23 protein-coding genes and 5 tRNA genes are annotated in these 24,055 nt (G+C 72.1%); 10 read left to right on the forward strand and 18 right to left on the reverse strand.

The features are described from left to right. Window positions 1-198 precede the first annotated feature (198 nt). Window positions 199-1,431 (forward strand): FAD-dependent monooxygenase, encoded by a 1,233-nt coding sequence (locus tag K7787_RS17770; protein ID WP_223002119.1) that lies wholly within the window; start codon window positions 199-201, stop codon window positions 1,429-1,431. Here K7787_RS17770 and thiD read toward each other — a convergent pair. Then, window positions 1,398-2,273, reverse strand: a complete 876-nt coding sequence (gene thiD, locus K7787_RS17775) for a bifunctional hydroxymethylpyrimidine kinase/phosphomethylpyrimidine kinase (RefSeq protein ID WP_223002121.1) — start codon at window positions 2,271-2,273, stop codon at window positions 1,398-1,400. The genes K7787_RS17770 and thiD overlap by 34 nt on opposite strands. Beyond that, window positions 2,270-3,235, reverse strand: coding sequence for a thiamine-phosphate kinase (locus K7787_RS17780; RefSeq protein ID WP_009190834.1), 966 nt, complete (start codon window positions 3,233-3,235; stop codon window positions 2,270-2,272). The genes thiD and K7787_RS17780 overlap by 4 nt, the downstream gene beginning before the upstream one ends. Before the next feature lie 206 nt (window positions 3,236-3,441). Here K7787_RS17780 and K7787_RS17785 point away from each other — a divergent pair, with 206 nt between their 5' ends. Next, window positions 3,442-3,675: an Lrp/AsnC family transcriptional regulator gene (locus K7787_RS17785; protein ID WP_009190833.1), complete on the forward strand. Its 234-nt coding sequence runs from the start codon at window positions 3,442-3,444 to the stop codon at window positions 3,673-3,675. Window positions 3,676-3,696: 21 nt separating this feature from the next. After that, on the forward strand, window positions 3,697-4,197 hold the full coding sequence (locus tag K7787_RS17790) for a DUF3515 domain-containing protein (RefSeq protein WP_009190832.1): 501 nt from the start codon (window positions 3,697-3,699) through the stop codon (window positions 4,195-4,197). 73 nt (window positions 4,198-4,270) lie between these two features. Here the strand turns inward: K7787_RS17790 and K7787_RS17795 are convergent, their stop codons facing one another. The 3 genes from K7787_RS17795 to K7787_RS17805 are packed head-to-tail and all read right to left on the reverse strand — an operon-like array spanning window position 4,271 to window position 7,322. Then, complete coding sequence (locus tag K7787_RS17795; RefSeq protein WP_009190831.1) at window positions 4,271-5,428, reverse strand: D-alanine--D-alanine ligase family protein; 1,158 nt, start codon at window positions 5,426-5,428, stop codon at window positions 4,271-4,273. 59 nt (window positions 5,429-5,487) lie between these two features. Beyond that, complete coding sequence (locus tag K7787_RS17800; protein ID WP_223002123.1) at window positions 5,488-6,498, reverse strand: NAD(P)H-dependent glycerol-3-phosphate dehydrogenase; 1,011 nt, start codon at window positions 6,496-6,498, stop codon at window positions 5,488-5,490. Then, window positions 6,495-7,322 carry a lysophospholipid acyltransferase family protein gene (locus tag K7787_RS17805; RefSeq protein ID WP_223002125.1) on the reverse strand — a complete coding sequence of 276 codons (828 nt, stop codon included), beginning with the start codon at window positions 7,320-7,322 and terminating at the stop codon, window positions 6,495-6,497. Before K7787_RS17805 ends, K7787_RS17800 begins: the two co-directional genes overlap by 4 nt. Before the next feature lie 152 nt (window positions 7,323-7,474). On the opposite strand from K7787_RS17805, the gene cofC reads away from it, so the two are divergent. Beyond that, a complete protein-coding gene (gene cofC, locus K7787_RS17810; RefSeq protein WP_223002127.1) occupies window positions 7,475-8,113 on the forward strand; it encodes a 2-phospho-L-lactate guanylyltransferase in 639 nt (212 codons plus the stop codon). Between the two features lie 106 nt (window positions 8,114-8,219). Then, window positions 8,220-8,429 carry a hypothetical protein gene (locus K7787_RS17815; RefSeq protein ID WP_009190827.1) on the forward strand — a complete coding sequence of 70 codons (210 nt, stop codon included), beginning with the start codon at window positions 8,220-8,222 and terminating at the stop codon, window positions 8,427-8,429. 130 nt (window positions 8,430-8,559) lie between these two features. Here the strand turns inward: K7787_RS17815 and K7787_RS17820 are convergent, their stop codons facing one another. The 4 genes from K7787_RS17820 to leuC all read right to left on the reverse strand — a co-directional run bounded on the left by K7787_RS17820 (window position 8,560) and on the right by leuC (window position 11,983). Beyond that, window positions 8,560-9,198: an HU family DNA-binding protein gene (locus tag K7787_RS17820; RefSeq protein WP_009190826.1), complete on the reverse strand. Its 639-nt coding sequence runs from the start codon at window positions 9,196-9,198 to the stop codon at window positions 8,560-8,562. Between the two features lie 136 nt (window positions 9,199-9,334). After that, window positions 9,335-9,565 (reverse strand): SCO5555 family protein, encoded by a 231-nt coding sequence (locus K7787_RS17825; RefSeq protein WP_009190825.1) that lies wholly within the window; start codon window positions 9,563-9,565, stop codon window positions 9,335-9,337. Between the two features lie 387 nt (window positions 9,566-9,952). Next, a complete protein-coding gene (gene leuD, locus K7787_RS17830) occupies window positions 9,953-10,546 on the reverse strand; it encodes a 3-isopropylmalate dehydratase small subunit (protein ID WP_223002129.1) in 594 nt (197 codons plus the stop codon). Between the two features lie 6 nt (window positions 10,547-10,552). Beyond that, window positions 10,553-11,983, reverse strand: a complete 1,431-nt coding sequence (gene leuC, locus K7787_RS17835) for a 3-isopropylmalate dehydratase large subunit (protein WP_009190823.1) — start codon at window positions 11,981-11,983, stop codon at window positions 10,553-10,555. Between the two features lie 186 nt (window positions 11,984-12,169). Between leuC and ndgR the strand changes: the two genes are divergently transcribed. Beyond that, window positions 12,170-12,886: an IclR family transcriptional regulator NdgR gene (gene ndgR, locus K7787_RS17840; RefSeq protein WP_009190822.1), complete on the forward strand. Its 717-nt coding sequence runs from the start codon at window positions 12,170-12,172 to the stop codon at window positions 12,884-12,886. A gap of 479 nt (window positions 12,887-13,365) precedes the next feature. Here ndgR and K7787_RS17845 read toward each other — a convergent pair. From K7787_RS17845 to K7787_RS17885, 9 genes are all read right to left on the reverse strand, one after another. Continuing rightward, a tRNA-Glu gene (locus K7787_RS17845) sits at window positions 13,366-13,438 on the reverse strand. Window positions 13,439-13,482: 44 nt separating this feature from the next. Further along, window positions 13,483-13,554: transfer RNA gene (locus K7787_RS17850), tRNA-Gln, on the reverse strand. 20 nt (window positions 13,555-13,574) lie between these two features. Next, window positions 13,575-13,647: transfer RNA gene (locus tag K7787_RS17855), tRNA-Glu, on the reverse strand. Between the two features lie 62 nt (window positions 13,648-13,709). Next, window positions 13,710-13,782: transfer RNA gene (locus tag K7787_RS17860), tRNA-Glu, on the reverse strand. Between the two features lie 42 nt (window positions 13,783-13,824). Beyond that, window positions 13,825-13,896 (reverse strand) — tRNA-Gln (locus K7787_RS17865). Between the two features lie 91 nt (window positions 13,897-13,987). Beyond that, window positions 13,988-14,743, reverse strand: coding sequence for an HAD family hydrolase (locus K7787_RS17870; RefSeq protein WP_223002131.1), 756 nt, complete (start codon window positions 14,741-14,743; stop codon window positions 13,988-13,990). Window positions 14,744-14,874: 131 nt separating this feature from the next. After that, complete coding sequence (gene gltX, locus K7787_RS17875) at window positions 14,875-16,389, reverse strand: glutamate--tRNA ligase (RefSeq protein ID WP_223002133.1); 1,515 nt, start codon at window positions 16,387-16,389, stop codon at window positions 14,875-14,877. Further along, window positions 16,382-17,167 carry a fumarylacetoacetate hydrolase family protein gene (locus tag K7787_RS17880; RefSeq protein WP_009190819.1) on the reverse strand — a complete coding sequence of 262 codons (786 nt, stop codon included), beginning with the start codon at window positions 17,165-17,167 and terminating at the stop codon, window positions 16,382-16,384. Before K7787_RS17880 ends, gltX begins: the two co-directional genes overlap by 8 nt. 216 nt (window positions 17,168-17,383) lie before the next feature. Then, complete coding sequence (locus K7787_RS17885; RefSeq protein WP_019983194.1) at window positions 17,384-17,572, reverse strand: hypothetical protein; 189 nt, start codon at window positions 17,570-17,572, stop codon at window positions 17,384-17,386. 601 nt (window positions 17,573-18,173) lie between these two features. Here K7787_RS17885 and K7787_RS17890 point away from each other — a divergent pair. From K7787_RS17890 to K7787_RS17905, 4 genes are all read left to right on the forward strand, one after another. Beyond that, a complete protein-coding gene (locus K7787_RS17890; RefSeq protein ID WP_223002135.1) occupies window positions 18,174-22,220 on the forward strand; it encodes a sensor histidine kinase in 4,047 nt (1,348 codons plus the stop codon). A gap of 9 nt (window positions 22,221-22,229) precedes the next feature. Next, complete coding sequence (locus K7787_RS17895) at window positions 22,230-22,643, forward strand: roadblock/LC7 domain-containing protein (protein WP_003973453.1); 414 nt, start codon at window positions 22,230-22,232, stop codon at window positions 22,641-22,643. A 111-nt stretch (window positions 22,644-22,754) separates the two neighbouring features. Further along, on the forward strand, window positions 22,755-23,153 hold the full coding sequence (locus tag K7787_RS17900; RefSeq protein ID WP_009190816.1) for a DUF742 domain-containing protein: 399 nt from the start codon (window positions 22,755-22,757) through the stop codon (window positions 23,151-23,153). Next, entirely contained in the window at window positions 23,134-23,709 is a 576-nt protein-coding gene (locus tag K7787_RS17905; RefSeq protein ID WP_009190815.1) for a GTP-binding protein, read from the forward strand. The genes K7787_RS17900 and K7787_RS17905 overlap by 20 nt, the downstream gene beginning before the upstream one ends. Window positions 23,710-24,055: the final 346 nt, after the last annotated feature.

Below are 24,055 nucleotides of genomic sequence, written 5' to 3' on the forward strand. Positions count from 1 at the left end.
CGTCGGCGGACGCGCGGAACACCGTCGGCGGACGGGCGGAACACGATGGGCGGACGCGCGGAACACCGTCGGCGGACGGGCAGAACACGATGGGCGGACGCGCGGAACGCCGTCGGTGGACGGCGCGGTAAGGAGACGGCGGCACGCGGTCAGCGAGCGGTAGGCGGACGGTCAGCGGCGTGCCCGAGGCTGCCGTGCATGACGCATCAGCAGCACACCCGGTCCCTCGCCCACCTGGACGTCCTGATCTCCGGCGCCGGCGTCGCCGGACCGGCCCTCGCCCTCAATCTCGCCCGCTACGGCGCCCGTGTCACCGTGGTGGAGCGGGCGCCCGCCCTGCGCGGCGGCGGCTTCGCCGTCGACTTCCGCGGCCACGTCCACCGCCGGGTCCTCACCGACATGGGGATCTGGGAGCAGATCCACGCCCGCCAGACCCGTATGGGCCCGCAGAGCGTGGTCGACGCCGACGGCGTCCCGCGCGTGGACCTGCCGGCCGCGATGATGAGCGGCGACGTGGAGATCTTCCGCGGCGAGCTGGCGCGGATCATGTACGAAGGCACCCGGGACCGCGTCGAGTACGTCTTCGGGGACTCCGTCACCGCGCTCGCCGAGACGCCCGGCGGAGTCGAGGCCGCCTTCGAGAAGGGCGCGCCGCGCCGCTTCGACCTGGTCGTCGGCGCGGACGGGCTGCACTCCACCACCCGCCGCCTGGTGTTCGGCGACGAGTCCCGCCACCTGCGCTTCCTCGACCACTACGTGGCCGGCTTCCCCGTACCCAACCACCTGGGCCTGGACCGCCGGGGGCTGATGTACAGCGAGCCCGGCCGCTGCGTCGCCGTCGGCAACTACGACGGCGACCCGGACCGCGCGGGCGCCCTGCTGGTGTTCCGGTCCAAGGAGCTGACGTACGACCGGCGGGACGTGGCCGCGCAGAAGCGTGTCCTGGCCGAGCGGTTCGCGGGCATGGGCTGGGAGACGGACCGGGTCCTGGCCGCGCTGGCGGACACCGACGACCTGTACTTCGACGCGATCGCGCAGATCCACGTGGACCGGCTCACCGAGGGCCGGGTGGCGCTCCTCGGCGACGCCGGCTACGGGGCGACCATGGGCGGCATGGGCACCGGCGTGGCCGTCGTCGGCGCGTATGTGCTGGCCGGTGAACTCGCCCTGGCGGGCGGCGACCACCGCACCGCGTTCGCGGCGTACGAGGACCGGATACGGGACTTCGCCAAGGGGTGCCAGAAGATCTCCGGGAACGCGGGGCCGTTCTTCGCGCCGCCGACCGAGCGGCGCATCCGCAGCCGGGACCGCATGTACCGGCTGCTCGCCTCGCGGCCGCTGGCCGGCTTCTTCAAGCGGCTCACGGAGAAGGCGGCCACCGCGATCGAGCTGCCGGACTATCCGGCCGCCTCCGGCTCCCCCGCCGCGTGAGCGGTGCGGAAGGTCCAGGCGTGGTCCACCGGGCCGATGCCGCCGCCGAGCGCGAAGCCGTGGGCGATGGCCCCGGTGACGTACTCCTTGGCCGCCGTCACCGCCTCGGGCACCGACCGCCCCCGGGCGAGGTGCGCGGCGATCGCGGAGGCGAGGGTGCAGCCGGTGCCGTGGGTGTGCCGGTTGTCGTGCCGGGGGGCGCGCAGCCAGTGTTCCTCGGCGCCGTCGGTGAGCAGGTCCACGGCCTCCCCGGTGAGGTGACCGCCCTTGATCAGCACCCACTTCGGGCCGAAGGCGAGGACGGCCGCCGCGGCCTCGCGCAGCTCTTCCTCGCGGGTGACGCGGACGCCGGTGAGCTGGGCCACCTCGTCCAGGTTGGGGGTGGCGACGGTCGCCGCGGGGAGCAGTGCGGTGCGCACCGAGTCCAGCGCGGAGGCGGCCAGCAGCGGGTCGCCGTGCTTGGAGACGCCGACCGGGTCCACCACCGCGGGGGCGTCCGTCGCGGCGATCAACTCGGCGACCGCCCCGACCAGTTCCGCCGAGGAGAGCATGCCGGTCTTGACCGCCTGGACGCCGATGTCGTCCACGACGCTGCGGTACTGGGCCCAGACCGCCTCGACGGGCAGTTCCCAGGCGCCCTGCACGCCGAGCGAGTTCTGCGCGGTCACGGCGGTGAGCACGCTCATGCCGTGCACGCCGAGGGCGAGCATCGTCTTGAGGTCGGCCTGGATGCCCGCGCCGCCGCCGGAGTCGGAGCCGGCGACGGTGAGGACCCTGGGCGGCGCGGGCCGGGACGCGGGAACGGGCGCGGAGCCGGGGACGGAGCCGGGTGCGGTGCTCATGACTCGATGTCCCCGAAGTGGTCCCAGCCGCCCTTCTTGGTCCACGGCGCGCCGTCGACCGTGACCTGGGGCAGCGCCGACAGGTTGAGCACCTCGCCGATCACCTTCCAGCGGGCCGGCAGCTTCACGTCCGGCGGGAAGGTCGCCACGATCGCGTGGTCCTCTCCCCCGGTCAGCACCCACTGCAGCGGGTCGACGCCGACGGCCTGCCCGATGTCGTTCATCTGCGAGGGGACGTCGATGGCGCCGGAACGGATGTCGATGCGGACCTTGCTGGCCTCGGCGATGTGCCCGAGGTCGGCGATGAGCCCGTCGCTGACGTCGCACATGGCGGTCGCGCCGAGCCCGGCCGCCGCGGGGCCCGCGTGGTACGGCGGTTCGGGGCGGCGGTGCGCCTCGACGAAGGCGCGCGGGGAGCGGAAGCCGCGGGAGAGGACGGCGTATCCGGCCGCCGACCAGCCGAGCCAGCCGGTGACGGCGACGAGGTCGCCGGGCCGGGCGCCCGCGCGGGTCACCGGCTCGTGGTTGCGCAGATCGCCGAGGGCGGTGATGGAGACCATGATGCTGTCGCCGCGGACCACGTCGCCGCCGACCACACAGGCGCCGGCGACCTGGCACTCGTCGCGCAGGCCGTCCATCAGCTCGGTGGGCCAGGTGACCGGGAGTTCGGCCGGGACGACCAGGCCGAGCAGCAGCGCCGTCGGCACGGCGCCCATGGCGGCGATGTCCGCGAGGTTCTGCGCGGCGGCCTTGCGGCCCACGTCGTACGCCGTGGACCAGTCGCGGCGGAAGTGCCGGCCCTCCAGGAGTATGTCCGTGCTCGCCACGACCCGGCGGTCGGGGGCGGCCACCACCGCGGCGTCGTCGCCGGGGCCGACCCGGACCGCCGGGGTGGTGGTGAGACGGGAGGTCAGCTCCCTGATGAGCCCGAACTCACCTAGCTCACCCACAGTGCCCTTCATAGCCCTTACGCCCCTTCTGTCCCTGTGCGTTCCCCGGCGTGCGGCCCCGTGGCCCGCGCCGCGGCCCCGACGGCCGTCAACTTCTGTCCTACCTGCACCCCGGCGCGCCGGTCACGTTCCGCGCGGGTCTCCCCGCGATGTGCGGCGACGCGATACCGTGGCGTTCCTTTTCCCCACATGATCCTCGTGGCCGCCCTGGAGGTTCCGTGGTACAGGCGTACATCCTGATCCAGACGGAGGTCGGCAAAGCGTCGACCGTCGCCGAGACGATCAGCAGACTCCCTGGAGTGATCCAGGCCGAGGACGTGACAGGACCGTACGACGTCATCGTGCGCGCGCAGGCCGACACCGTCGACGACCTGGGCCGCATGGTGGTGGCGAAGGTCCAGCAGGTGGACGGCATCACCCGCACCCTGACCTGCCCGGTCGTGCATCTGTAGCCCCCGTCTACCCTTGGGCCGGTGAGTTCCTCTCGTCACCGGCTCTACGGCCTGCCCGCCCTCGCCGTGCTGATCGCCGCCGCGGGCTGTTCCTCCAGCGACGACAGCGCCGCCGCGGCGGTTCCCAGCCCGGACGCGGCGGCCGTGAAGCTGTGCCGGGATCTGGACGGGGCGCTGCCGGGGAAGCTGGCCGGACTGAGCCGCAAGGACCCCCGGCCCGCCTCGGCGCTGACCGCGGGCTGGGGAAGCCCGGTGATCATACTGCGCTGCGGTGTCCCCCGGCCGCCGAAGATGATCGACCCGAAGGTCGCCGAGGGCAAGGACCCGGACGCGGTGGCCGGCGGGGTGAACGGCGTGGACTGGCTGATGGAACGGCAGGGCGACGGCGGGTACCGCTTCACCACCGCCAACCGCAGGGCGTACGTCGAGGTCGTGGTGCCCGAGGGCCGGGACAGCTCCACGGTCCTGGTGGGGCTGGCCCCGGCGATCAAGAAGGCGATCCCCGAAGGGATCGCCGACTGACGCGAAGTGCCGACCGGCGCGAAGTGCCGGCTGACGCGCAGCGCCGGCTGGCGCGAAGCGGGGGTGTCCCCGCTCAGCGCAGGCCGGTCGGGCGGCGCAGCGCCGCCTGGATGAGGCGGTCCACCAGTTCCTCGTAGGAGACGCCGGTGGCCTCCCACATCTTTGGGTACATCGAGATCGGCGTGAAGCCGGGCATGGTGTTGATCTCGTTGATGACGAACCCGCCGTCCTCGGCGAGGAAGAAGTCCGCGCGGACCAGGCCCTCGCAGGAGGCCGCCTCGAACGCCTCCACCGCGAGCCGCCGCACCTCGGCGGTCTGCTCCTCGGTGAGCGGGGCGGGCACGACGCCGGGCGTGGAGTCGATGTACTTCGCCTCGAAGTCGTAGTACGCGTGCTCCTGCGGCGGCGGGATCTCGGCCGGCACGGAGGCGCGCGGGCCGTCCTCGAACTCCAGGACGCCGCACTCGATCTCGCGGCCGCGCACCGCGGCCTCCACCAGCACCTTCGGGTCGTGCCGGCGGGCCTCCTCGATCGCCTCGTCCAGACCGGCGAGGCCGTCCACCTTGGTGATGCCGATGGACGAGCCCGCGCGGGCGGGCTTCACGAACAGCGGCCAGCCGTGCTCGCCGGCGAAGTCGACGACCTTCTTGCGGGCGGCGGCCGGGTCCCGGTCCCACTCGCGCGGCCGGATCACCACGTACGGGCCGACCCGCAGCCCGAAGGAGGTGAACACCCGCTTCATGTACTCCTTGTCCTGGCCGACGGCCGAGGCGAGCACGCCCGAGCCGACGTAGGGCACGCCGGACAGCTCCAGCAAGCCCTGGAGGGTGCCGTCCTCGCCGTAGGGGCCGTGCAGCACCGGGAAGACCACGTCGACCTCGCCGAGCGCCTTGGGCACCGAACCGGGTTCGCTGTAGACGACTTCGCGGTTGTGCGGGTCGACCGGGAGCACCACGCCGCCCTCGGTGGACTCGGCCAGCTCGTCCACGCTCGGGGTGCGGCGGTCGGTGATCGCCATCCGCTCCGGGTCGTCCGCGGTCAGGGCCCAACGGCCGTCCGTGGTGATGCCGATCGGCAGGACCTCGTACTTGGACCGGTCGATGGCGCGCAGCACCGCACCCGCGGTGACCACGGAGATCCCGTGTTCGGAGCTGCGTCCGCCGCACACGACGGCCACGCGCGGCTTGCGGGGCGGCTGCTCGGGGCTCTGGGGGAGGTTCTCGGTGCTCATATCGCGATGAGAGTACCCGGTGGCCGTGCCCCGAGACAGCGTTGGCGGGGCGGGGTCGCTCAGCGTCGCTCGGGCTTCGCGCTGCGCGACATCAGCTCCTTGACGGCGACCATCGGCGACTTGCCCTCGTGCACGATGGCGACGACCGTCTCGGTGATCGGCATGTCGACGCCGTGCCGGCGGGCCAGGTCGAGCACCGACTCGCAGGACTTGACGCCCTCGGCGGTCTGCCTGGTGACGGCGATGGTCTCCTGGAGGGTCATGCCCCTGCCGAGGTTGGCGCCGAAGGTGTGGTTGCGCGACAGCGGCGAGGAGCAGGTCGCCACCAGGTCGCCGAGGCCGGCCAGTCCGGAGAAGGTGAGCGGGTCGGCGCCGAGCGCCATGCCGAGGCGGGTGGTCTCGGCGAGGCCGCGGGTGATGAGCGAGCCCTTGGCGTTGTCGCCGAGTCCCATGCCGTCCGCGATGCCGACGGCCAGGCCGATCACGTTCTTCACGGCGCCGCCGAGTTCGCAGCCGACGACGTCGGTGTTGGTGTACGGCCGGAAGTACGGCGTGTGGCAGGCGGCCTGGAGCCGCCGGGCGACCGCCTCGTCGGCGCAGGCCACCACGGCGGCGGCCGGCATGCGCGCGGCGATCTCGCGGGCGAGGTTGGGTCCGGTGACCACGGCGACGCGGTCGGCGCCCACCTTGGCGACGTCCTCGATCACTTCGCTCATGCGCATGGCCGAACCGAGTTCGACGCCCTTCATCAGGGAGACGAGGACGGTGTCCGGGGCGAGCAGCGGCAGCCACTCGGCGAGGTTGTCGCGCATGGTCTGCGAGGGGATGGCGAGGACGGTGAAGTCCGCGTCGCGGGCGGCCTCGGCGGCGTCCGCGGTGGCCCGCACGGTGCGCGGGAGTTCGACGCCGGGCAGGTAGTCCGGGTTGGTCCGGGTGGAGTTGACCGCCTCGGCCACCTCCGCGCGGCGGGCCCACAGGGTGACGTCGCAGCCGGCGTCGGCGAGGACCACGGCGAAGGCGGTGCCCCACGATCCGGCGCCGAAGACGGCCGCCTTGACGGGTGCGCTCACGTGCCCTGCCCCTCTTCCCGTACGGCCTCGCGCGCCGCCGGCTCCTTGGGGTCGACGGCGGCGGTGCGGCCCTGGGACCGCAGCTGCGCCTGCGCCTGGGTACGGCGGCGCTGTTCGATCCGCTCGCGGCGCGGGTCGTAGGGCACGGCGGGCGCCTTCTCGCCGCGGATCTGCTCCAGCAGGCCGGTGATGGCCGCCATGATGACCTCGGTCGCCTCCTTGAGCAGCTCCGGGGTCATCTCCTTGTCGTAGAAGCGCGACAGGTCCACCGGCGGCCCGGCCAGCACGTGGTGCGTCTTGCGCGGCAGCAGGTTGGGCTTCTTGGCGTAGGGGGGCAGGAGTTCGTTGGCGCCCCACTGGGCGACCGGGACGACCGGGCACTTGGTCTGCAGGGCGACGCGGGCGGCGCCCGTCTTGCCGGTCATCGGCCAGCCGTCCGGGTCGCGGGTGAGGGTGCCCTCGGGGTAGAAGGCGACGCACTCGCCGCGCTGGACGGCGTCGATGGCGGCGCGGAAGGCGCTCAGCGCGTCCGTGCTCTCGCGGTAGACGGGGATCTGGCCGGTGCCGCGCATGGCGGCGCCCACCAGGCCCTTCTTGAAAAGCCCGCTCTTCGCGAGGAATCGCGGGACGCGCCCGGTGTTGTACTGAAAGTGGGCATAGGCGAAGGGGTCGATGTGCGAATTGTGATTCACCACGGTGATGAATCCGCCATCGGCCGGAATGTTCTCCATTCCGCGCCAGTCCCGCTTGATCAGAACCACCAGCGGCGGTTTGCAGATCACCGCTGCGAAGCGGTACCAGAAGCCGATTCTGCGGCGGGGCACGCGGACACCTTCCTCTAGGTCTGCCCCCGGGGCCGGGAGCCGCACAAGTGTCGCCCCAGGCCGCCGGTCTGTCGAGAACACCGTACGCCCCGGCCCTGGCGATGCCGACGGGCCGGGGAGAATGTCCGGGACGAAGAGAGGGACGAACGCTCGTGCAGTGGACCTTGGTGATCCCCCTGAAGCCGCTGGCGCGGGCCAAGAGCAGACTGGCGGACACCGCCGGGGACGGGGTCCGCCCCGGTCTGGCCCTCGCCTTCGCACAGGACACCGTGGCGGCGGCGCTGGCCTCGGCGGCGGTCGCGGGTGTGGCGGTCGTCACGGACGACGCGGTGGCCGGGCGGGAGCTGGCGGCGCTGGGCGCGCGGATCGTCCCGGACACGCCGGGCGCCGGGCTGAACGCCGCGCTCGCGCACGGTGCGACGGCCGTCCGGGCGGGGCGGCCGGGAAGTGCGGTGGCCGCTCTCAACGCCGATCTGCCGGCGCTGCGGCCCCTGGAATTGGCGCGTGTTCTGGCGGCGGCGGCCGAATTCCCGCGCGCTTTTCTCGCGGACGCGGCGGGGGTCGGCACGACTTTGCTGGCGGCGGGGCCGGCCCATGAATTGCGCCCGGCGTTCGGCGGGCCGTCCCGCGCCCGGCATCGCGCCTCGGGCGCGCGCGAACTGGACCTCGACGCGGTGGACTCGGTCCGCCAGGACGTGGACACCGGCGCCGACCTGCGCACGGCCCTCGCCCTGGGCGTCGGCCCCCGCACGGCGGCGGCCGCGGCCCGTCTGCTGATCCCGGAACAGTGAGGCGCGCGGCGGCGAGAGGGCGCGGGGGTCTGCAGGGGGACGCCGGGCGTCCTGCGGGCCGCTTCGGTGCGGGGCGGGCGACCGGCAGGGGCAGTAGGGTGGCGCCATGCAGGCGACCGCATACACGTACGACCCCGAAAGCCGTAGCGGGCAGGTGCTGCTGGACGACGGCACGCCGGTGCCCTTCGACGCCGCGGCGTTCGACGCGGGCGGGCTGCGGCTGCTGCGGCCGGGTCAGCGGGTGCGCATCGAGACGGCGGCGGACGGCGGGGACGCCGGCCCCCGGATCACACTGGTGACGCTCCAGACCTTCTGAGCGGCCGCTCGGGCCCGGGCCCCGCCCGAACCGCGCGAGCCGGTCGAACGACCCTCCCGAACAGGCCGGACGCACCGCGGGCCGGGCTCCCTGGGGAGTCCGGCCCGGCGCTTGAGCACCGCGGTGCGCCTCACTTGCCGCGGGCGGTGGTCTTCTTGGCGGTGGTCTTGCGGGCGGTCGACTTCTTGGCCGGGGCCTTCTTGGCCGTCGCCTTCTTCGCGGGGGCCTTCTTGGCGGCGGTCTTCTTCGCGGCGCTCGTCGCCGTCGTCTTCTTGGCCGCCGGGGTGGCCTTCTTGGCCGCCGCCGTCGTCTTCTTGGCGGTGGTCTTCTTCGCAGCGGCCGCCGTCGTCTTCTTCGCGGTCGCCTTCTTCGCGGCGGCGGTGGTCTTCTTCGCGGCGGCCTTCTTGCCGACGGCCTTGGCGATGGTGGCCGGCGGGCCGGACAGGCTGCCCTTGGGCGCCTTCTTCACCGCGATGTCGTTCTTCGGGAGCTTCTTCGAGCCGCTCACCAGGTCCTTGAAGCCCTGGCCGGCCCGGAAGCGGGGAACGGAGGTCTTCTTGACCCGCACCCGCTCACCCGTCTGCGGGTTGCGGGCGTAGCGGGCCGGGCGGTCGACCTTCTCGAAGGACCCGAAGCCGGTGACCGAGACCCGGTCTCCCCCGACGACCGCTCGGACGATGGCGTCCAGTACGGCGTCGACGGCGTCGGCGGCCTGCTGCCGGCCGCCCATCTTGTCGGCAATCGCTTCTACGAGCTGCGCCTTGTTCACGTCTTCCCCTTCGGAGACCTCGCCAGAACGAAGATGTTCAAGCTTTTTCGCACGTTAGGCAGATATATACCGCAAATCAAACACGAAACGGGCTAATCACCCTTGTGCCGCAACAGACTCGACGGCCTCGGGCTGTTCAGGCTTCCTCGCCGGGGATTCGCCCCTCGTCGAGGTCCGCCGTGAACCGCTCCAGACGCCTGGTCGCCCCGGCGAGATCGTGCTTGGCCGCAGCCGTAATGACCAGCAGCTTCCGGGTCAGCGCCATCCGTACGCCCTCCGGGACTTGCAGTGCGCGCACCCGTGAGTGCGCTTCCTTCAACTGGGCCGCGACCGCCGCGTAGAGCTGGAGTTGGCCGTCGTCGTCCATGCACAGATTGTGCCATCTGGGGCGAGTTGTCGCCTGCGCAGGGGGCAACTGCCGCCTCGGCCGGCCGTCCGGGCGACGCCGCCGACCGGGCCCCGGCGGCTCGTGTACCCCGGCAACCACCGCTCTAACCTGGGCAGTTGACCCACGGCGAGCCGAGCCGCCGGGCGGTCCGGCCCCGGAAACAGCTGTACCCCCGATCGTGGCGATCGGGGGTACGGCGGCGTTTCGCGGTGGCCGAAACTCTACTTGTCACAGAGCCGGAGCAGTGAACCGGTCCGGGCGGCCGGCGTGAGCGGACGGCGTCCGGACGGCCGCCCGGCCGGGGCGGCGGACCATCCGTGGATCACACCCGGATCACCCGTGGATCACACGTGCTCCGCCGCCGGCTCACACCTGGAGCGTGCGCGGCTTGAACGACGGGCGCTTCGCCTCGTACGCGGCGATGTCCTCCTCGTTCTGGAGGGTGATGGAGATGTCGTCCAGGCCGTTCAGCAGCCGCCAGCGGGAGTTCTCGTCCAGCTCGAAGGCGGCGGTGATGCCCTCGGCGCGGACCTCGCGCGCGACCAGGTCGACGGTGATCTCGGCGCTCGGGTCGCTCTCCACCAGCCCCCACAGCGCGTCCACGACCTTCTGGTCCAGGACCACCGTGAGCAGGCCGTTCTTCAGCGAGTTGCCGCGGAAGATGTCGGCGAAGCGGGCGGAGATCACGGTCTTGAAGCCGTAGTTCTGCAGCGCCCAGACCGCGTGCTCGCGGGAGGAGCCGGTGCCGAAGTCGGGGCCGGCCACCAGGACCGTGGCGCCCTGCCGCTCGGGGCGGTTGAGCACGAACTCGGGGTCCTTGCGCCAGGCCTCGAACAGCCCGTCCTCGAACCCGTCGCGGGTGACCTTCTTGAGCCAGTGGGCGGGGATGATCTGGTCGGTGTCGACGTTGCTGCGGCGCAGCGGTACGGCCCGGCCGGTGTGGGTGGTGAAGGCTTCCATGATCTCTCAGACTCCAGCGGGCGTGGGGGCGGCGGCGTCGGTCAGGTCGGCCGGGGAGGCCAGGTGGCCGAGGACCGCGGTGGCGGCGGCGACCTGCGGGGACACCAGGTGGGTGCGGCCGCCCTTGCCCTGCCGGCCCTCGAAGTTGCGGTTGGAGGTGGAGGCGGAGCGCTCGCCGGGGGCCAGCTGGTCGGGGTTCATGCCCAGGCACATGGAGCAGCCCGCGTGCCGCCATTCGGCGCCGGCCTCCTTGAAGACCACGTCCAGGCCCTCGGAGACGGCCTGCAGACCGACCCGCGCGGAGCCGGGGACGACCAGCATCCGTACGCCGTCGGCGACTTTGCGGCCCCGCACGATGTCGGCGGCGGCGCGCAGGTCCTCGATGCGGCCGTTGGTGCACGAGCCTACGAAGACGGTGTCCACCTTGATGGAGCGCAGCGGCTGCCCGGCGTCCAACCCCATGTACTCCAGGGCCTTTTCGGCGGCCAGGCGCTCCGAAGCGTCTTCGTACGAGGCCGGGTCGGGGACGGCGGCCGAAAGCGGCGCGCCCTGGCCGGGGTTGGTGCCCCAGGTGACGAACGGGGACAGCTCGGCGGCGTCGATGACGACCTCGGCGTCGAAGACGGCGTCGTCGTCCGTCCGCAGCGTCTTCCAGTACGCGACGGCGGCGTCCCAGTCCTCGCCCTCGGGGGCGTGCGGGCGGCCCTGGAGATAGGCGAAGGTGGTCTCGTCCGGGGCGATCATGCCCGCGCGGGCGCCGGCCTCGATCGACATGTTGCAGATGGTCATGCGGGCCTCCATCGAGAGCTTCTCGATGGCGGAGCCGCGGTACTCCAGGACGTAGCCCTGGCCGCCGCCGGTGCCGATCCGGGCGATGATCGCCAGGATGAGGTCCTTGGCGGTGACGCCCTCGGGCAGTTCGCCCTCGACGGTGATCGCCATGGTCTTGGGGCGGGCCATCGGCAGCGTCTGGGTGGCCAGCACGTGCTCCACCTGGGAGGTGCCGATGCCGAACGCCAGCGCGCCGAAGGCGCCGTGCGTGGAGGTGTGCGAGTCGCCGCAGACGACGGTGGTGCCGGGCTGGGTCAGGCCGAGCTGGGGGCCGACCACGTGCACGACGCCCTGCTCGACGTCGCCCAGCGGGTGCAGCCGTACGCCGAAGTCCGCGCAGTTCTTGCGCAGCGTCTCCAGCTGAGCGCGGGAGACCGGGTCCGCGATGGGCTTGTCGATGTCGAGGGTGGGGGTGTTGTGGTCCTCGGTGGCGATGGTCAGGTCGAGCCGGCGCACACCGCGCCCGCTCTTGCGGAGGCCGTCGAAGGCCTGGGGGCTGGTCACCTCGTGCAGCAGGTGCAGATCGATGAAGAGGAGGTCGGGCTCGCCCTCGGCGCGCCGGACGACGTGGTCGTCCCAGACCTTCTCCGCGAGTGTCCTACCCATCGCTTTCCCTCCGGCCGGACGCACCAGTGCGCCGGCCCAACTAGAGATCTTGAGGAGGCGGCACCGCGCCCCCCTACGGGCAGCCGCCGCCGGACCCGCCGGTCCACGGGCCGCTGATTACCAGGGTGGCGTGTTCCACGGAAAATTGAACTTGCGTTTCACAGAGTGAGACGCGAGTATCGTTGCATGGACAACAGTAGCGGCGTCGGCGTCCTGGACAAGGCAGCCCTTGTCCTGAGCGCCCTGGAGTCCGGTCCGGCCACCCTCGCGGGTCTGGTCGCGGCCACCGGACTGGCACGACCCACGGCCCACCGGCTGGCCGTGGCCCTGGAACACCACCGCATGGTGGCACGCGACATGCAGGGCCGTTTCATTCTCGGCCCCCGGCTCGCGGAACTGGCCGCGGCGGCCGGCGAGGACCGTCTCCTCGCCACCGCGGGCCCGGTGCTCACGCATCTCAGGGACGTCACCGGCGAGAGCGCGCAGCTCTATCGCCGCCAGGGCGACATGCGCATCTGCGTCGCCGCCGCCGAGCGCCTGTCCGGTCTGCGGGACACGGTCCCGGTCGGCTCCACGCTCACCATGAAGGCCGGCTCCTCCGCCCAGGTCCTGATGGCCTGGGAGGAGCCCGAGCGCCTGCACCGGGGCCTGCAGGGGGCCCGCTTCACGGCGACGGCCCTGTCGGGCGTACGGCGGCGCGGGTGGGCGCAGTCGATCGGCGAGCGCGAGCCGGGCGTCGCCTCGGTCTCCGCGCCCGTGCGCGGCCCCTCCAACCGCGTGGTGGCCGCCGTCTCGGTCTCCGGACCGATCGAGCGCCTGACCCGCCACCCCGGCCGGATGCACGCCCAGGCGGTCATCGACGCCGCCGCCCGCCTCTCCGAGGCGCTGCGCCGCTCCGCCTGACCCGCTCCCCGCTCCTCCCCCCAGGCCCTGTCGGGCGGCGGCCTCAACGCCGCGGCGCCGCAGCCGACGGACCGCACGACGACACCCGCACCCGTATCGAGCCGCCCGAGGCGGCCCCCGAGTCCCGTCCCCTCGGACTCGGGGACCGCCTCTCTCGTTCAGCGGCGCGTCACCGCGGGGTGCCGCACCGCGCTCAGGCCGGGTCCGGGCCGCCGCCCCGGAGCGGTGGGCGAGCCGGTCCGCGAGGTGGTGCCGGAGCACGCGGACGACGACTTTCCCTGGGCCGCACGATTCGGCTGGGCTGCGGCTGCGGGACCGAACTGCTCGTGCCGTACGCCGAGTTGGCGTACCGGACGGCGCGGGAGGAGGAGTCGGTCGGGCGGTACGGCTTCGACCAGCCGTCCCGGGATGCGCCGGCCGTGCGCGGCCGACGCCGGGAACGCCGAAGGCCCTCCGCCGAAGCGAAGGGCCTTCCTCTGTACCCCCGACCGGATTCGAACCGGCGCTACCGCCTTGAGAGGGCGGCGTGCTAGGCCGCTACACAACGGGGGCGTGGACACTGCAAGCGCTTAAAACCGCATCGCCGCAGGTCCAAGCTGGTCTACCTGGACTCGAACCAAGACTAACTGAACCAGAATCAGTCGTGCTGCCAATTACACCATAGACCAATGATGGTTTAGACCAGTCGTACCCCCGACCGGATTCGAACCGGCGCTACCGCCTTGAGAGGGCGGCGTGCTAGGCCGCTACACAACGGGGGCCCTAGCGATCCTGCATCGGAAACAACGGGTGCGACCCGGATTGTTCCCGCGGGAAGGATCTGTACCCCCGACCGGATTCGAACCGGCGCTACTGCCTTGAGAGGGCAGCGTGCTAGGCCGCTACACAACGGGGGCTTGCGGATGTGATCCGCGGTTGCAGATTGAAGCATCTGCGAGCTGGCCTACCTGGACTCGAACCAAGACTAACTGAACCAGAATCAGTCGTGCTGCCAATTACACCATAGGCCACTGGAACGCAAGCCCCTGAGGGGTTCTTGTTCTAGTACTGCGCTCCGGGTTTCCGGCCTTCCGGCCCGTTCCCCGCGGCGCAGGAAGAACATTACCTGAAGGTGGACGGGGCTCCAAAACGACTATCCGTGCCGAGCGTCGCCGGGAGTTCGGCGAGGGGGGAGATCCGGCGCGGACCGCCCTCGGCGTCACCGAGGGTGTGCACGCCGTCACGGTCGATCCAGATCGAGAGCAGTCCCGCCTCGTGGGCGCCCCGGCCGTCGATCTCCGGGTGGTCCCCCACGTACGCCACCTGGTGCGGCGGGAGTTCCAGCGCCTCGCAGGCCGCGTGGAACGCCGCGGCGGCCGGCTTGGACACGCCCAGCTCCGCGGCGCACAGCAGCACCTCGAAGCGGTCGCGCACCCCGAGGACGGTCAGCTTGTGCTCCTGGACCCGGAGATTGGAGTTGGACAGCACGGCGTGCCGGTGGCTGGCGGCGAGGGCGTCCAGGACGGGCAGCACGTCCGGGAAGAGCGCCCAGGCGGCCTCGTAGTGGCGCAGATAACGCCCGAACCATTCCTCGGCCTCGGCGTCGGTCAGCTCCGGCCGGCCGAGGAAGACCCGCACCCGGTCCCGGCGCTGCTCCTCGAAGGTCGCCTCGCCCGCCGCGAACCGCGCCCACTGCTCGTCGGTGATCCGCCGCCAGTGCGCGAGGGCCTCCTCCGCGTCGCCGTACCGCTCCAGCAGGCGCTCGGCCAGCAGATGCGCGCGCATCCCGGCCCGGTCGGCCGTGGTGTAGTCGAAGAGGGTGTCGTCCACGTCCCACAGAACGGCTCGGATCTCCGGCAGCGCGGGCTGGCTGGTCATGTCTTCGACCGTACCGCGGCACCCGGCGCCGGCGGGCGGTCCGCCCGGACGGCGAGATCGCCCGGACAACGCGCGGGGGCGGCCCCCGGTGACCGGGAGCCGCCCCTGGTGAGCGCGCGGGCGCGGTGGCGTCAGGCCGCGAGCCTGGCCAGCGCCGCGTCGATGCGGGCCAGCGTCTTCTCCTCGCCCAGGACCTGCAGGGACTCGAAGAGGGGCAGGCCGACCGTGCGGCCGGTGACGGCGACGCGGACCGGGGCCTGCGCCTTGCCGAGCTTGAGGCCGTGCGCCTCGCCGGCGGCCAGGACGGCCTCCTTCAGCGACTCGGCCGACGTCCAGTCCGCGGCCGAGAGCTTCTCGCGGGCGGTGCGCAGCAGGGCGTCCGAGCCCTCCTTCATCGCCTTCGTCCAGCTGGCCTCGTCGAAGACGGGCTCGGGCAGGAACAGGAAGTCGACGTTGTCGGTGATCTCGGAGAGGACCTTCAGACGGGTCTGCGCGTGCGGCGCGATCGCCTGCCACTTGGCCTCGTCGAAGTCCTCCGGCGCCCACGGCGCGAAGGGGGCCCTCAGCCAGGGCGCGCAGCGCTCGGTGAAGTCCTTCACATCGAGCATGCGGATGTGGTCGGCGTTGATCGCCTCGCACTTCTTGAGGTCGAAGCGCGCCGGGTTGGGGTTGACGTCCGTGATGTCGAAGGCCGCGACCATCTCCTCGATCGAGAAGATGTCCTGGTCGGCCGAGAGCGACCAGCCGAGCAGGGAGAGGTAGTTGAGCAGGCCCTCGGGCAGGAAGCCGCGCTCGCGGTAGAGGTTGAGCGAGGACTGCGGATCGCGCTTGGAGAGCTTCTTGTTGCCCTCGCCCATCACGTACGGCAGGTGGCCGAAGGCGGGGATCTCCTTGGCGACGCCCAGCTCGATCAGCGCCTTGTACAGGGCGATCTGGCGCGGGGTGGAGGAGAGCAGGTCCTCGCCGCGCAGGATGTGGGTGATCTCCATCAGCGCGTCGTCGACCGGGTTGACGAGCGTGTAGAGGGGGGCGCCGTTGGCGCGGACGATGCCGTAGTCCGGGACGTTCTCCGGGAGGTAGGTGATCTCGCCGCGGACCAGGTCCGTGAAGGTGATCGTCTCGTCGGGCATCCGGAAGCGGACGATGGGGGTGCGGCCCTGCGCCTGGTACTCCGCGACCTGCGCCTCGCTCAGCTCGCGGCAGTGGCCGTCGTAGCCGGAGGGCTTGCCGGCGGCGCGGGCGGCCTCGCGGCGGGCGTCCAGCTCCTCCTGCGAGCAGTAGCAGTGGTAGGCGTGGCCGGCGTCCAGCAGCTTCCGCGCGACGTCCCGGTAGACGTCCATGCGCTGCGACTGGCGGTAGGGGGCGTGCGGGCCGCCGACCTCGGGGCCCTCGTCCCAGTCGAAGCCCAGCCAGCGCATCGCGTCGAGCAGCTGGTTGTAGGACTCCTCGGAGTCGCGGGCCGCGTCGGTGTCCTCGATGCGGAAAACGAGGGTGCCCTGGTGGTGGCGGGCGAACGCCCAGTTGAACAGGGCGGTGCGGACCAGCCCCACGTGGGGGTTACCGGTGGGCGAGGGACAGAAACGGACACGCGGGGGTGCCCCCTGTCCGAGCGCCGTCGAGGACTTGGGGGATGGTGCGCTAGCCACGCTTGACAACCTTGTTGGTGAGAGTGCCGATGCCTTCGATGGTGACGGCGACGTCGTCGCCGACGTTCAGGGGGCCGACCCCTGCCGGGGTGCCCGTGAGGATCACGTCGCCGGGAAGCAGCGTCATGGCCTCGGAGATGTTGACGATCAGATCCTCGATGGGGTGGATCATCTCGCTGGTGCGGCCCAGCTGCCGCTGCTCGCCGTTGACGGTGAGCTGGATGGTCAGGTCGCCCGCGGCGGCGAGGTCGATGCCGGTCTCCACCCAGGGGCCGAGCGGGCAGGAGCTGTCGAAGCCCTTGGCCCGGGCCCACTGCTTCTCGCGGCGCTGGACGTCGCGGGCGGTGACGTCGTTGGCGCAGGTGTAGCCGAAGATCACGTCCTTGACGCGGTCGCGCGGGACCTCGCGGCACATGCGGCCGATGACGACGGCCAGCTCGGCCTCGTGGTGCAGTTCCTCCGAGAAGGAGGGGTACTGGATGGGGTCGCCGGGGCCGATCACCGAGGTGGACGGCTTGAAGAAGGCGAACGGCGCGTCGGGGACCTCGTTGCCGAGTTCGCGGGCGTGCTCGGCGTAGTTGCGGCCGAAGGCGACGACCTTGTTGGGGAGCACCGGCGGCAGCAGCCGTACCTTGCTCAGCGGCACCTTGGTGCCGGAGAGCTCGAAGTCCGCGAACGGGATGCCCTTGATGATGTCGAGGACGAGCTGGTCCGGCTGGTCGCCCTCGACCGCGCCGAAGGCGACGTTCCCGTCGATGGAGAACCTGGCGATGCGCACGGGTTGCTTGGCCCCTTGACTGAGCTGGCTGGAGTCTGACGCTCCAGGCTAGCGCGGCACGGGCCCCGCATCCCGCGCATTACGTGGCCCGGGCAGCGGGTCACGGGGCCGGGAGGCGCCGGGGCCGGACGCGCGAGAGGGGCGCCCCCGGGGCCGGGGGCGCCCCTCTCGCGGTGCGCGGCGGGCCGGTTGAGCGGTTCGCCGTCCGGGCGCGTACTACTCCGCGACGGAGGCGGCGACCGGGGCCTCCATCAGGACGGTGCGCCGGGGATTGGCGGTCTGGGCGGGGAGGGTGACGGAGTGCTCCGGCAGTTCCGGGGTCTGCAGCGCTTCGGCGTCCTCGAGGTGCGCCAGCGTCGTGCGCCGGGGGTTGGCTATGGTGCGGAACATCATCGTCGTCTTCACGGTTGTCTCAAGACCTTGTCGTCTACGGGCGCCGGGAGCGGTCGGACGGGCCCCCGCGCGCGAGGTTGGCAGAGTTACGCCTTATGTAAAGCGTCAGGCTAAACATGCAATTCCCGGCCCAAGACGTGAAGAGACCGTGATCTCCATGTGAGTTTGCTCACGGAGCTATCGACAATCCGGACAATTGCCAGGCGGCCCCCACCCCACCGAATCGGACATTCGCTCCCTGAAGTAATCATTCCGCTCCCGATCATGGCGACTGGGACACCTGCGGCCGCTCACCAGGTCGTAGGCATATGTCCGTAATGCGGGAGATCACTTTCCACCACCGGTAACCCGCCACTCACGTGGTGTCACAGAGGTCACAGCATGGCCCACATGCCTTGTTGGAGATCCTGCACTGTGCTGGAATGCCACGGACCGCCGCAGGATCGAGCCGGCGCGCAGGGGGCGCAACGCAGCGCCGAGTGGCGGCGAGACAGGGGGAGCAGCGCCGGTCACTCACGACCACCCGGGGAACGTTTTCAGGGCGTTCCCCACGACGCCGACACCGTCCTTCCGCTCGCGCGGGAGGGCGCCTGGTCCAGAGGTTGCGACGCTAGTGCAGGGACGTTTCAAGAGGGATGGCAGCGCTTCGGCGGAGCCGGAGCCGCACGGCGGGACTGGCCCCATGGCCGTCAGCTCCTCGCCCCAGCACGCCCAGAACCAGGGCCCGGCCGCGTCCGGCGACAGCAAGGAACGCGGCGGTACGGCCGGCCCGACTCCCCCGTCGGGCCCCGCTCCGTCGGTGAAGCCCGCCAAGGGGGCGGCCTCCACCGGCCCCGGCTCGCGCATGGCCCTGCGCAACTGGCGCATCTCCACCCGCCTGGTGTCGCTGCTCGCGCTCCCCGTGGTCGCGGCCACCACGCTCGGCGGTCTACGCATCAACCAGAACCTGGACGACATCCAGCAGCTCGACAACATGAAGCTGCTGACGGACATGACCAAGCAGGCCACCGAACTGGCCGCCGCGCTCCAGGAGGAGCGCGACCAGTCCGCCGGTCCGCTGGCCCACCCGTCCAGCGCGAGCGCGATCACCGTCAAGGGCTTCCGGGACAAGACGGACCGCGCCAAGGACAACTTCCTCACCGCCTCCGAGGAGATCGACAGCGCCAGCAAGGACGGCAACCTCCAGGGTGTCCGCGACACCCTCGTCGGCCTCGCCAGCGAGCTGAACGGCCTCGCCAAGATCCGCAAGAGCGCCTACACCTCGGAGCGGAACTCCGCCCAGACGGTCGAGGCGTACCACCACCTCATCACCGAGCTGCTCGGCCTCTCCCAGGACATGGCCGAGGCGACCAGCAACCCGGAGATGATCCAGCGCACCCGCGCGCTGGCCGCGTTCTCCTCCGCCAAGGAGTACGCCTCCGTCCAGCGCGCCGTCATCGCGGCGGCCCTGCCGGCGAACAACACCTCCAAGGCCGACCTCTCCGACAACGACCGCCTGTACGCGCAGTCGGCGCTGGACAGCCAGACCTCCGAGATCAACAGCTTCCGCAACATCTACGGCAGCGGGGCCGAGGAACTCCTCAAGCCGGTCGAGGAGGGCAACCCGACCATCCAGTCGGCCGACCAGTACGCCAAGCGCGCGCTGGACAGCGCCGACGGTCTGGCCTCGCTCAACAAGCGCTCCTACCGCGACTGGGTGGACGACAGCTCGACCAAGATCGAGCAGATGCGGAAGATCGAGCACACGCTGCTTGAGAACATGGAGCAGAAGGCGCGCGAGCTGCGCAGCTCCACCGAGCAGGACGCCATCATCTCCGGTGTGCTGATCCTGCTGGTGCTCGGCGTGTCGCTGGTCGGCGCGTTCGTCGTGGCGCGGTCCATGATCCGTTCGCTGCGCCGGCTGCAGGACACCGCCACCCGGGTCGCCCAGGACCGGCTGCCCGAGCTGGTCAAGCAGCTCTCGGAGTCCGACCCGCAGGACGTGGACACCACCGTGGAGTCGGTCGGTGTGCACTCGCGCGACGAGATCGGCCAGGTGGCCGCGGCCTTCGACGAGGTGCACCGCGAGGCGGTCCGCCTCGCCGCCGAGCAGGCGCTGCTGCGGGGCAACGTCAACGCGATGTTCACCAACCTCTCGCGCCGCTCCCAGGGTCTGATCCAGCGACAGCTGTCGCTGATCTCCGAGCTGGAGTCCCGCGAGGCCGACCCGGACCAGCTGTCGTCGCTGTTCAAGCTCGACCACCTCGCCACCCGTATGCGCCGTAACGGCGAGAACCTCCTCGTCCTCGCGGGCGAGGAGCCCGGCCGCCGGTGGACCCGCCCGGTCCCGCTGGTCGACGTCCTGCGCGCCGCCGCCTCCGAGGTGGAGCAGTACGAGCGCATCGAGCTGGCCTCCGTGCCGACCACCGAGGTCGCCGGCCGCGTCGTCAACGACCTCGTGCACCTGCTCGCCGAGCTGCTGGAGAACGCGACCTCGTTCTCCTCGCCGCAGACCAAGGTCAAGGTCACCGGTCACGCGCTGCCCGACGGCCGGGTGCTGATCGAGATCCACGACACCGGCATCGGCCTCTCCCCCGAGGACCTGGCCGCGATCAACGAGCGGCTCGCCTCGCCGCCCACCGTGGACGTCTCCGTCTCCCGCCGCATGGGTCTGTTCGTGGTCGGCCGCCTGTCCCAGCGACACGGCATCCGCATCCAGCTGCGCCCCTCCGACTCGGGCGGCACGACGGCCCTCGTCATGCTGCCGGTGGACGTCGCCCAGGGCGGCAAGAAGCCGGCCCCCGGCAAGCCCGGCGCCTCCGCGGGCGGTCCGGCGGCGGCCGCTGCCGCCGCGGGCGCGGCCGCGGCCCGGCGCCAGAGCGGCCAGGCCGCCGGCGGCGCGCTCGGTGCGGGCGGCGCGGGCCGCCTCGGCCCCGGCGCCGCCCAGCGCGGCCAGGTCGGGGCCGGTCAGGGCCCGCGGGCCGCGCTGCCCGGCACGGGCGGACGGCCCGGCGGCCCGGGCGGCGCCCGTGGTCCGCAGGGCGGCCCCGGTCAGCCGCAGCAGGGCCGGCCGGGCCAGAACGGCCCGGGCCCGAACAACGGTCAGAACGGTCCCGGCCAGAGCCCCGCGGGTGCGGGCGCCGGCTTCGGCGGCCGGGCGCCGGGCGCGCCGCAGGGCCTGCAGGCCGCGGGTCCCGCCGCGCCGCAGGGCTTCGGCGACGGCCGCCGCGCGAACAACGCGAACCCCCGGCAGGGCTTCGGCGAGGGCGGCCGGCAGGACGCCTTCGGCAACGGCGCCCGCGGCGGCGTGCCCCCGCAGCGGGGCAACGGCGGCGAGCAGGGCCGTACCCCGCAGCTGCCGCCGCGCGGCGGTCCGCGCGCCGAGCTGCCCGGCGGCAACCCGCAGCCGCGCACGCCGAGCTGGGGCGACGAGAACGCGGCCGGCCCCGCCCGGCCCGACGCCCCGCGCGGGCACGACGAGGCGGAGCGGGCGCAGAACGCGCCGCGCTACGAGGACCACTCGGGCCCGGGCGGCACGGCGGAGATGCCGGCGCTGCCGGCGCCCGACCGGCAGGGCCAGGGCGGCCCGGCGGACACCTCGGCCTTCCCGCGCCCCGACTTCGACGCCCCGCAGGGCAGCGGCCGGGACGCGGGCCGGTTCCAGGACCCGGCCGCGGGCGCGCAGCAGAACACCGGCTCGTTCGTCCGCCCGGACATATTCGGCGGCGGCGCGCAGGGCGGCCAGCAGCACGGCGGCCCGTCGGACACGGGCCAGTTCGCCGCGCCGCAGGGCTACGACAACGGCTCGACCGGGCAGTTCCAGCAGCCCGGGTACGACGACGGCTCCACGGGCCAGTTCCCGGCCGTGCAGGGCTACAACGACGGCTCGACCGGCCAGTTCCCGGCCGTGCAGGGCTACGACGACGGCTCCACCGGCCAGTTCCGGCAGCCCGGGTACGACAACAGCTCCACGGGCCAGTTCCAGCAGCCCGGGCACGACAACGGCGCCACCGGCCAGTACGCCACCCCACAGGCGTACGACAACGGCGCCACCGGCCAGTTCCAGCAGCCGGCCCAGCACGACGGGAACTTCGGCCGGCCCCAGCTGCCGGGCCGACAGGACCCCTCGTCCACCGGCCAGTTCGAGCGGCCGCAGGCCACCGGGGGTCCCGCCGACTTCGGCGCCCCGCGGCCGCCCGCGCAAGCGCAGCGGCCCGTGGCCCGGGAGCCGGAGGCGCTGCCGCCGGCCGGTCCGGGCGACGGACGCACGCCGCTGTTCGACACGCTGGAGACCAACTGGTTCCGCGGTGAGCGGCAGCAGGCGGCGACGCCGGCTCCCGCCCCGCAGCAGCCGCAGGCTCCCGCGGCCCCCGAGCGTCCCGCCGCCTCCGCCTGGCGCAGCTCGCCGAACGACGAACTCGTCCGGCAGGCAGAGCGCGTACGGCAGCCGGCTGCGGGCGGCGTCACCACCTCCGGCCTGCCGCGCCGGGTGCCCAAGGCGAATCTCGTCCCGGGCACGGCTCAGCAGCAACAGCACCAGAGCGGTCCGCAGGTCTCGCGTGCGCCCGACGACGTACGCGGCCGACTGACCAATCTCCGTCGGGGCATCGCACAGGGTCGTCAGGCCGGCAACGGCCAGACGGGCAGTCACCCGAGCCCCACTCACCAGCAGGAGCGTTAGTTGAGCCCGATGAGCCAGGCGGCACAGAACCTCAACTGGTTGATCACCAACTTCGTGGACAACACCCCCGGGGTGTCCCACACCGTCGTGGTGTCCGCGGACGGACTCCTTCTGGCGATGTCCGAAGGGTTCCCGCGCGACCGCGCCGACCAGCTCGCGGCCGTCGCGTCCGGCCTGACCTCGCTGACCGCGGGGGCGTCCCGGATCTTCGAGGGCGGCAACGTGGCGCAGACGGTCGTGGAGATGGAGCGCGGCTTCCTCTTCCTGATGTCCGTCTCGGACGGGTCGTCCCTGGCCGTCCTGGCCCACCCGGAGTGCGACATCGGCCTCGTCGGCTACGAGATGGCGCTGCTGGTCGACCGGGCGGGCGCGGTGCTCACCCCCGACCTGCGCGCCGAACTACAGGGCAGTCTGCTCCACTGACCGGCCCCGGTACCACCCACGTCACCAAATCACCGTCCGGCCGCCACAATCCCCCCACCGGCCCCGTCAGACGGCTCGCCCGACCGACTTGCTGTCCCGCCCGGAGGATTCATGACCCCGCCCACCGCCCATCATGATCCGTACGCCGAGCCGTACGGGGACGAGGGCGACCAGCCGCTGGTCCGTCCGTACGCGATGACCGGCGGCCGGACCCGGCCGCGCTATCAGCTCGCCATCGAGGCGCTGATCAGCACCACGGCCGACCCGGCAGCGCTGATGGGACTGCTCCCGGAGCACCAGCGGATCTGCCATCTGTGCCGCGAGGTGAAGTCGGTCGCCGAGGTGTCGGCGCTCCTCGCCATGCCGCTCGGCGTGGCACGGATCCTCGTCGCGGACCTGGCCGAGGCCGGGCTGGTGGCCATCCACCAGCCGGGCGGTGACGAGAACAACGGCGGCGCGCCTGATGTGACGCTGCTCGAAAGGGTGCTCAGTGGACTTCGCAAGCTCTGACGGGGGCCGGGCCACCACCTCCGCCAAGATCGTGGTGGCGGGCGGCTTCGGTGTCGGCAAGACCACGTTCGTGGGCGCCGTCTCGGAGATCAACCCGCTGCGCACGGAGGCCGTGATGACCTCCGCGTCCGCGGGCATCGACGACCTGACCCACACCGGGGACAAGACCACCACCACGGTGGCCATGGACTTCGGCCGCATCACGCTCGACCAGGACCTGATCCTGTACCTGTTCGGCACGCCCGGCCAGGACCGCTTCTGGTTCATGTGGGACGACCTGGTCCGCGGCGCCATCGGCGCGGTGGTGCTCGTGGACACCCGGCGCCTGGCCGACTGCTTCCCCGCGGTGGACTACTTCGAGAACAGCGGACTGCCGTTCGTCATCGCCCTCAACGGCTTCGACGGCCAGCAGCCCTACAGCCCCGACGAGGTACGCGAGGCGCTGCAGATCGGCCCCGACACCCCGATCATCACCACCGACGCCCGCCACCGCGCCGACGCCAAGTCCGCCCTCATCACGCTCGTGGAACACGCGCTGATGGCCCGCCTGCGGTAACGGCGCGGACACGGACACATCTCACATAGCACCCAAGCAGGGGTCGCGATACACCAGTTGTCGTAGCAGCACCGGAGCCGGCTGTGTCCTTTGACACGGTCGGCCCCGGTGTTCATAACGTTTCGGCAGAGGAATCGGGTGGTACTGCAACGCGTCGCGCACATCCGGTGCCGCTGCGCGCACGATGCGCCCGCCTTTTGACGCCGCTCGCTCTTTATGACCGTTTTATCTGGGGCTTACAAGTGCGGGCGCGGCCGGTTCCAACTGTTTGGAAGACCGCATGTCCGCGTGCTGGAATGCCTGAACTGCCCAATAGTCAAAGACGTACTCAGTGATGCTGACGTCG

The organism is Streptomyces sennicomposti (assembly GCF_019890635.1).
Lineage (GTDB): Bacteria > Actinomycetota > Actinomycetes > Streptomycetales > Streptomycetaceae > Streptomyces > Streptomyces sennicomposti.